Annotated in this window: 8 protein-coding genes, 7 tRNA genes and 3 rRNA genes (2 of these 18 only partly in view); 1 reads left to right on the forward strand and 17 read right to left on the reverse strand. The window is 45.0% G+C overall.

Annotated features, from left to right (window positions below):
• The 4 genes from ACSQ8O_RS34900 to ACSQ8O_RS34915 form a co-directional block, all read right to left on the reverse strand.
• Positions 1–205: ribosomal RNA gene (locus ACSQ8O_RS34900) — 16S ribosomal RNA — on the reverse strand (it extends 1,337 nt beyond the left edge of the window).
• Positions 206–546: 341 nt separating this feature from the next.
• The gene (locus ACSQ8O_RS34905; RefSeq protein WP_436245471.1) at positions 547–1,614 is read right to left on the reverse strand and encodes an FUSC family protein; all 1,068 of its coding nucleotides are present in this window, start codon (positions 1,612–1,614) and stop codon (positions 547–549) included.
• 129 nt (positions 1,615–1,743) lie between these two features.
• Positions 1,744–1,950, reverse strand: coding sequence for a DUF3934 family protein (locus ACSQ8O_RS34910; protein WP_436245472.1), 207 nt, complete (start codon positions 1,948–1,950; stop codon positions 1,744–1,746).
• 25 nt (positions 1,951–1,975) lie between these two features.
• Positions 1,976–2,419, reverse strand: coding sequence for a HEAT repeat domain-containing protein (locus ACSQ8O_RS34915; RefSeq protein ID WP_436245473.1), 444 nt, complete (start codon positions 2,417–2,419; stop codon positions 1,976–1,978).
• 185 nt (positions 2,420–2,604) lie between these two features.
• On the opposite strand from ACSQ8O_RS34915, the gene ACSQ8O_RS34920 reads away from it, so the two are divergent.
• Positions 2,605–2,958 (forward strand): helix-turn-helix domain-containing protein, encoded by a 354-nt coding sequence (locus ACSQ8O_RS34920; RefSeq protein ID WP_436245474.1) that lies wholly within the window; start codon positions 2,605–2,607, stop codon positions 2,956–2,958.
• A gap of 122 nt (positions 2,959–3,080) precedes the next feature.
• Here ACSQ8O_RS34920 and ACSQ8O_RS34925 read toward each other — a convergent pair whose 3' ends face one another.
• From ACSQ8O_RS34925 to ACSQ8O_RS34985, 13 genes are all read right to left on the reverse strand, one after another.
• The gene (locus ACSQ8O_RS34925; protein ID WP_436245475.1) at positions 3,081–3,266 is read right to left on the reverse strand and encodes a hypothetical protein; all 186 of its coding nucleotides are present in this window, start codon (positions 3,264–3,266) and stop codon (positions 3,081–3,083) included.
• 104 nt (positions 3,267–3,370) lie between these two features.
• Complete coding sequence (tenA, locus tag ACSQ8O_RS34930; RefSeq protein WP_436245476.1) at positions 3,371–4,036, reverse strand: thiaminase II; 666 nt, start codon at positions 4,034–4,036, stop codon at positions 3,371–3,373.
• A gap of 198 nt (positions 4,037–4,234) precedes the next feature.
• Complete coding sequence (locus tag ACSQ8O_RS34935; protein ID WP_436245477.1) at positions 4,235–4,822, reverse strand: thioredoxin family protein; 588 nt, start codon at positions 4,820–4,822, stop codon at positions 4,235–4,237.
• A 28-nt stretch (positions 4,823–4,850) separates the two neighbouring features.
• Positions 4,851–5,273: a VOC family protein gene (locus ACSQ8O_RS34940; protein WP_171637077.1), complete on the reverse strand. Its 423-nt coding sequence runs from the start codon at positions 5,271–5,273 to the stop codon at positions 4,851–4,853.
• A gap of 210 nt (positions 5,274–5,483) precedes the next feature.
• Positions 5,484–5,557, reverse strand: a tRNA-Pro gene (locus tag ACSQ8O_RS34945).
• Positions 5,558–5,566: 9 nt separating this feature from the next.
• Positions 5,567–5,638 (reverse strand) — tRNA-Gly (locus tag ACSQ8O_RS34950).
• A gap of 42 nt (positions 5,639–5,680) precedes the next feature.
• Positions 5,681–5,760 (reverse strand) — tRNA-Leu (locus ACSQ8O_RS34955).
• Between the two features lie 19 nt (positions 5,761–5,779).
• Positions 5,780–5,855: transfer RNA gene (locus ACSQ8O_RS34960), tRNA-Lys, on the reverse strand.
• Between the two features lie 16 nt (positions 5,856–5,871).
• Positions 5,872–5,946: transfer RNA gene (locus ACSQ8O_RS34965), tRNA-Gln, on the reverse strand.
• A 10-nt stretch (positions 5,947–5,956) separates the two neighbouring features.
• Positions 5,957–6,030, reverse strand: a tRNA-Trp gene (locus ACSQ8O_RS34970).
• Between the two features lie 12 nt (positions 6,031–6,042).
• Positions 6,043–6,124: transfer RNA gene (locus ACSQ8O_RS34975), tRNA-Tyr, on the reverse strand.
• 89 nt (positions 6,125–6,213) lie between these two features.
• Positions 6,214–6,330, reverse strand: a 5S ribosomal RNA gene (gene rrf, locus ACSQ8O_RS34980).
• A 107-nt stretch (positions 6,331–6,437) separates the two neighbouring features.
• A 23S ribosomal RNA gene (locus ACSQ8O_RS34985) occupies positions 6,438–7,500 on the reverse strand (it continues 1,852 nt past the right edge of the window).

Below are 7,500 nucleotides of genomic sequence, written 5' to 3' on the forward strand. Positions count from 1 at the left end.
TGTTTTATGATTCTCTCATGCGAGAAAACCAGTTATCCGGTCTTAGCTATCGTTTCCGATAGTTATCCCAGTCTTAAAGGCAGGTTACCTACGTGTTACTCACCCGTCCGCCGCTAGCTTATCCCGAAGGATAAACCCGCTCGACTTGCATGTATTAGGCACGCCGCCAGCGTTCGTCCTGAGCCAGGATCAAACTCTCCATAATAGTTTGGACGATTGCTCGTCCGTATATCTGAAAGCTTAATTGCTCATTTGAAGCTAGCGAGATTTTGCAATCCCTTTTATAGTCGATTACTCGACTGTGCTTACTCACTCGTTGTTCAGTTTTCAAAGATCAATTTCTTTCGTTCACTGCCGTGTTACCGAAGCAGCGAGAAGTAATATACCATATTGATTTTTCATTTGCAAGCTTTATTTTATTTCATCCATTCGTGAAGATAATCAACACGTTCAGACTCCATGGTTTGTGCTTGTTCATGCCTGTCCTGTTCGGAGCAAGAAACATAATATAGCACAAACCATTTCGTAATGCAAACTTAATCTGAACTATTTGAGTCGAATACTTTTGAGCAAAATTTCAAGAGGTTCCCTCTCTTCAGTCTCCCCTCGATGATCATGCTCCACAAGCTTATCCAAACGCGCGATCTGATGACCATAGTCATACATGGCTGCTGCCACAATGGAGAGTCGAAGCATACCACTTGGTTGTTCGCTATACCGTGCAAGGAGATCGATCATAAACTGTTCGTTCTCCGCTTCGATTTCCATACTATCCGAGCTTGTATCCTTCAACTTATCATCGTACTTCAAGAGTACATGCTCGTGGTACTTAATCAATTTCTCCATATGATCGTCAAAACATACATCCGTTTCCGCACTTGGGGAAGCCTGAAAGTAATGCTCATCTACAGCTTCCAACACCTCAAGCCCTTTAGACATGACAAGCAGCTTTTGCTTGTACACGACGAGTTCGCGGATCCTTTTGGAGCCGCTGCCCTTCAACTTCTTAATTTCTTCTTCCATAAGTCTATACTTCTCAGATAATGACTTTAGGCTATTACGAAGACTTTCTTTCTCTTCACGAAACACCGTTTCCTTGATCTCATTCGAAATCACAGTCCGGAGGAGCAGTGACATTTTGCTGAAAATAGATCCGATCTGAGCTGCGAATTGTTCCTTAGGCTTAGGTGGGAAGAATAGTACATTCACCAAGAAGGCACATCCTATCCCGATCAAGCTAAGCAACAGCCGATTAACGGCAAAACGCCACTCCCCCGACGCCTCCATCACAGCCACAACGGTTACTAAGGTAAGACCTATCGTTTCTTCCATTCGTAAACGTAAACTTAGAATGATAACAATAATACATACAATGCCGATGGCAATCACATTTTGTGAAAAAAACATCCCCGCCAACAGAGCGAAAGCCGCACCAATAATATTGGTCTGCAGCTGATCTAAGAAATAACGCCAGGAGCGATAAATCGAAGGCTGCATCGCAAAGATCGCCGCAACAGCCGCAATAACTGGTGGCGTGAATTCGAGCCAAGCACTTATGTATAAAGCTAATGCAACAGCGATGCCTGTTTTCCATACGCGTGCCCCAAATACCATGACTCTCACCTCATCCAAAATATCCTACATCTATCTTACACAGGTCATGTGATGGATGCAAAAACAGTTGTTTCAACAAAGAAACCACCCTCGCAAGATGCCGAAGGTGGTTCGTTGCTTAGCAATTTGCTAAGCTTTGGTGCTTTTGGTACTCGCAGTATTTGAAGTATTTGAAGTATTTGAAGTACCAGCAGCCTTGGCCGCGATTGCAGCGGCTTTCAAACCTTTACTCTTGTAGGGTTTCGGGGCACTCTTCGCCCGGTTCTCACTTGCTTTCCACCGGTTCCAGCCTTTGCTGTCAGTACCTCTACCTGTTCCACCTTTACCCTTAGCCATAAACTCACTCCATACGTGTTGCTTCTTATTTATTAGTTAATAAACCCGACCATGTCGATTCTAGCCATTGATCGAAATCAGAGCCTTTGTCACCTTCGTACGTGTCATAAACATCACTTCTCATTTTCTGCAGCTTTTCCTTGAAAGCCTCATACGTATGACCTTCAGGCAAGCTCTTCTTGATGCGAAGTAAAATTTTACCTACGCCTTTAATTAAATCACCTTTTTTGCGAGGGGGCAGTTGCACATCCTCACCTAAAAGTTTGAGCTTACGGTAAGCCGTCTCCTGTATCGCATACACGGTATCATTGGTCATTAGACGTTTAAGAATATGAACCGATTGTTGATCGCCATGTTCACCTAATGCTTCAACGGCAGAAAGACGCTCCCTCCAATTGGATGTACGGTTTGCTGCTTTTTTCAATTCTTCAAAATCGGTAGGTAACTCATTGTGTAATTCAATATTCAACTGATTCAAGCTCCTTCTGTGGCTATATGTGTTAGATGTTACACTTTTTTTGGGCAGAGCGCCAACTTTTTGGTATGTTTAGTTTATGGAAGTACCATTTACACAGGATTTTTCATATTAAATCACCATATATAGGTATCTCTTTTTGGGTTCGAATTCAATAACCTCAACTTGAGGTGAATGAGATGTCCGATTTCCTAAGGCTCGTTGGTGAGCGATTACGTATGATTAGAAAGCTTAAGGGATACACACAGGATCAGCTTGCTGAAAAAACAGGCAAAGTCGGTATGAGCAAATCGCATATATCGGATATTGAACGAGGCCAAAGGAACATTTCATTGACCACGTTAGAAACACTAATGAATGCGTTAGACATAGACCCGAGCGAGTTGTTTAATTTTCAAAAACTTGACGGTGTAGATGGTATCCATGAAAAGAAATTGATTATCGATATTCACAAAAGCATGCTTATGGAACGTGGGCTTGATGAAGTTCAATATATTGTCAGGACGGCGAGTGATTTCCTAGTTAGATGCTAAAGAAGCTAGTAGACGCAGCAAGAAAGACTAACACAAATACAAAAAAGCAACGAGCAGCTCGCACGTAGCGAATGACTCGTTGCTTTTCTTTTCCCCTTTTAACCGGAATTCCTAGTATCAACTTAATTCACTACAACCCCCCTACAATACTTACACACTGGCGCATCAATAGCGATTTCCTCGTTGCAGTAAGAGCAGGGCTTGTGCGTTTTCACTTCAGCAGGCGCTTTGGATTTACTTCTTCTTACACTCAGGATGACCAGCGCACCAACGACCACAACAATCACAGCCAAAATCCAATAAATCATACGAAACACCTCCCAGTTGATAACCAACTTTTGATGATTTCCGTATATGTATATTCGTTCTATTGACTCTTATGAATGCGTTTCATTGGCACTTGTGTCAGAAATTACAGCCACATCTGTTGTTGGTACGACATTTCCCAGAACAACGTTTCGTAGCGAGTCGTATTCAAAAAAATAGTTTCTAATCGTGCTAATTCACTTTCCGATTTCCCTAAGGCTAGTCGATCCATTAAATTTATGCACCATTGTGCATGTTTACCGAACTCCTCTGAGCTGTATCCCCTCACCCATTCACCATAATCAGGATGATCCACTGCACCTGGGAACTTCTTCAACATGCGGCCGATCTCCCAGTAACTCCACATACAAGGAAGTAATGCTGCTGTTAACTCCGCTAATCCGCCATTCTGTGCTACATGCAACATGTAATGCGAATAAGCGAGTGTAATTGGGGAAGGTTCTGCCTGCTCCAATTCTTCCCTGGTGATACCGAAGCGAGCTGCGTAGGAACGATGAATGCCCATTTCTTCATGCAAAATGTTACTTAGTGACGCTGAGAACTCACTCATCGTTGTGAGATCTGGAGCCTTGACAGCTCCTAATGCGAACAATTTGGCATAATCAATTAAATATAAATAGTCTTGGATCATGTAGAACCTGAATTTATTGCGGTCTAGGGTTCCCCGACCTAATTCTTGAACAAAGGGATGTTGCTGGGTTTGGCGCCATTCGTGCTGATATTTCTGGACTAAATGCTGTGTAAAGGACATTATGATTCTCCTTTGGCATGTGATTGTATACTGAATAGATGAGTGTGTTACTGTTAGTAGATTTGGTGAACTCTATTATTTTACCATATTTTAACTTAGTTACTAGGAATGAATAGGTAGCATACAAAAAATGAACCTCCACGGTATGGAGGCTCATTGCTTTCAATTTTGTGAGATATGTATACTAACAGAAGTATGCTATACCAAGTCACACGCATCAGCAGGCATCCAATGCGCATCCTTACCGTCCCATTTTACATTACAGCCAAGTGGGTTCGTCAACGGTAGTGTAATCGCTTGACCAGAGGTCAGCTCTTCTAACGCGATATCTAAATTATTTATTGTGATTTTTGATGCATCCTTAGGATTATCTACGCCACGTCCCGTGTAAGCTAATCTGCGATTTTCATCAAAGACATAAAAATGCGGCGTTCTTAATGCACCATAGGCTAATGCCGTTTCTTGGGTTTCGTCTCTCAGGTACGTCCATGGATATTGATGCTCCTCCATGTGCGATACCATATGATCAAAGGAATCTTCTGGCTTGGTGTTCACACTGTTGGCGTTGATACCAACGAACTGTACACCCTTATCTTTATACCGATTGGCCGTTTCGCGTGTTACTTCATTAGAACCGATCACATAAGGGCAATGGTTGCAAGTAAAAAAGATAACGAGCGTTTTCGCATCGTTAAAATCCTTCAACGCGTATGTTTGTCCATCCGTAGCTGGTAATGAAAAATCAGGCGCTTCATCTCCGAGCGATAAAGTAAAGGTATAAGCCATGTCACATGCCCCTCTCATCCCTGATAAATTATAGTTGGTTCTCCCCAGTGCTTTGGAAAAACTCAATAATTTCACCATTTAGTCCTTTGATAAATGCAATACGCACAGGTGTTGGCGGGTTCACGCCTAGGATCACGTCTTTCGGCTCTACCGTAACGATAGCTCCGGCAGCAACTGCTGCTGCAACTGCTCCATCTACATCATTACTACGTAAAGCAACATGAAAGAAATAGCCTTCTGGAATTTGCTCACCTGTTCCTCCAGCAAAAACCTCCATATAATTCCCATCGCCAGAGTCTAACAGGACCGCGCGCTTATTCCCTTCGCCCCAGTTATTCTTCTCTACAAAGCCTAAACCTTCTGTATAAAACTTGACTGTCGCGTCAAAATCATTCGCTCTGAGTGCAACGTGATGGAAACCGCCGCCGCCTATTTTCGCATTCGTACCCACTTACTTTAGCCTCCTTAGAATTCATACTTTTACTTCATTTCCAGTATACTCGAACAGGCGTGGTTAGAAAATGAGTTACATCAAGGTAACTAAGTAACCAAGGGTAACTCTATGTGAAGTAAGAATGACTGCAACACTTCGGTCAAAAACAAAATGATCACAACAAAAAACCACAATCCTTCATCACTTGATGAAGAACTGTGGTTGATATCGGGACGACACGATTTGAACATGCGACCCCCTGCTCCCAAAGCAGGTGCTCTACCAAGCTGAGCTACGTCCCGAAGATAAAAAGCGGAAGACGGGGATCGAACCCGCGACCCTCGCCTTGGCAAGGCGATGCTCTACCGCTGAGCCACTTCCGCATAGGGGTCCCTAAGCTGCATGAAGCAACCTAGGGACGATGATGCGCGTAGAGGGACTTGAACCCCCACGGTCGCCCGCTAGATCCTAAGTCTAGTGCGTCTGCCAATTCCGCCATACGCGCATGCTGTAAATAAGGCAAATGGTGAGTCATGTAGGATTCGAACCTACGACACCCTGATTAAAAGTCAGGTGCTCTACCAACTGAGCTAATGACTCATGTGTTGTGAAAAAATGGCTGGGGATCAAGGATTTGAACCTTGGCATGACGGAGTCAAAGTCCGTTGCCTTACCGCTTGGCTAATCCCCATTGATCTTATTGGCAGGGGCAGCAGGAATTGAACCCACACCAAAGGTTTTGGAGACCTTTGTTCTACCCTTAAACTATGCCCCTAAATAAGGTATATGGAGGCTGATGGATTCGAACCACCGAACTCGAAGAGAGCAGATTTACAGTCTGCCGTGTTTAGCCACTTCACTAAGCCTCCATAAAGGCAAATCAAATCTTACTAGACAAAAAAAATACCCATGCAGAGAGACTTTAATCTTCGATTAAAGATCCCTATATTAGGTATCTGCTTGGCAACGTTCTACTCTCCCAGAACCCTGCGGTTCAAGTACCATCGACGCTGGAAGGCTTAACGGTCGTGTTCGAGATGGGAACGCGTGGGTCCCTTCCGCCATCATCACCAAACAGTCAAAGCGTTTGTTTGCGCCTTGAAAACTAGATACGAAACTTCAACGTAAAGTTCTTACTTAGGATATCTGAGAGACTTTGACTTACGTCAAAGATCCCTATATATGGTTAAGCCCTCGACCGATTAGTATTCGTCAGCTGCATACGTTGCCGCACTTCCACCTCGAACCTATCAACCTCGTCGTCTACAAGGGGTCTTACATACTGGGAAATCTCATCTTGAGGGGGGCTTCGCGCTTAGATGCTTTCAGCGCTTATCCCCTCCGTACATAGCTACCCAGCGATGCCTCTGGCGAGACAACTGGTACACCAGCGGTACGTCCATCCCGGTCCTCTCGTACTAAGGACAGCTCCTCTCAAATTTCCTACGCCCGCGACAGATAGGGACCGAACTGTCTCACGACGTTCTGAACCCAGCTCGCGTACCGCTTTAATGGGCGAACAGCCCAACCCTTGGGACCTACTTCAGCCCCAGGATGCGATGAGCCGACATCGAGGTGCCAAACCTCCCCGTCGATGTGGACTCTTGGGGGAGATAAGCCTGTTATCCCCAGGGTAGCTTTTATCCGTTGAGCGATGGCCCTTCCATTCGGTACCACCGGATCACTAAGTCCGACTTTCGTCCCTGCTCGACTTGTAGGTCTCGCAGTCAAGCTCCCTTATGCCTTTGCACTCTGCGAATGATTTCCAACCATTCTGAGGGAACCTTTAAACGCCTCCGTTACATTTTAGGAGGCGACCGCCCCAGTCAAACTGCCCACCTGACACTGTCCCCATACCGGATCACGGTACCAGGTTAGAACTCCGATACGATCAGGGTGGTATCCCAACGATGCCTCCACCCAAGCTGGCGCTCAGGCTTCAAAGGCTCCCACCTATCCTGTACAGATCGTACCAAAGTCCAATATCAAGCTGCAGTAAAGCTCCATGGGGTCTTTCCGTCTTGTCGCGGGTAACCTGCATCTTCACAGGTATTAAAATTTCACCGGATCTCTCGTTGAGACAGCGCCCAAGTCGTTACGCCATTCGTGCGGGTCAGAATTTACCTGACAAGGAATTTCGCTACCTTAGGACCGTTATAGTTACGGCCGCCGTTTACTGGGGCTTCAATTCATAGCTTCGGGTTGCCCCTAACCACTCCTCTTAACCTTCCAGCACCGGGCAGGC

The sequence above is a fragment of the Paenibacillus sp. LjRoot56 genome (genome assembly GCF_964253335.1).
GTDB lineage: Bacteria > Bacillota > Bacilli > Paenibacillales > NBRC-103111 > Paenibacillus_E > Paenibacillus_E allorhizoplanae.

Coding starts and splice junctions, on each gene's coding strand:
- ACSQ8O_RS34925 (WP_436245475.1), bottom strand. CDS start 3,266: ATGATTTATTGGATTTTGGCTGTGATTGTTGTGGTCGTTGGTGCGCTG.
- tenA (WP_436245476.1), bottom strand. CDS start 4,036: ATGTCCTTTACACAGCATTTAGTCCAGAAATATCAGCACGAATGGCGC.
- ACSQ8O_RS34905 (WP_436245471.1), bottom strand. CDS start 1,614: ATGGTATTTGGGGCACGCGTATGGAAAACAGGCATCGCTGTTGCATTA.
- ACSQ8O_RS34920 (WP_436245474.1), top strand. CDS start 2,605: ATGTCCGATTTCCTAAGGCTCGTTGGTGAGCGATTACGTATGATTAGA.
- ACSQ8O_RS34910 (WP_436245472.1), bottom strand. CDS start 1,950: ATGGCTAAGGGTAAAGGTGGAACAGGTAGAGGTACTGACAGCAAAGGC.
- ACSQ8O_RS34935 (WP_436245477.1), bottom strand. CDS start 4,822: ATGGCTTATACCTTTACTTTATCGCTCGGAGATGAAGCGCCTGATTTT.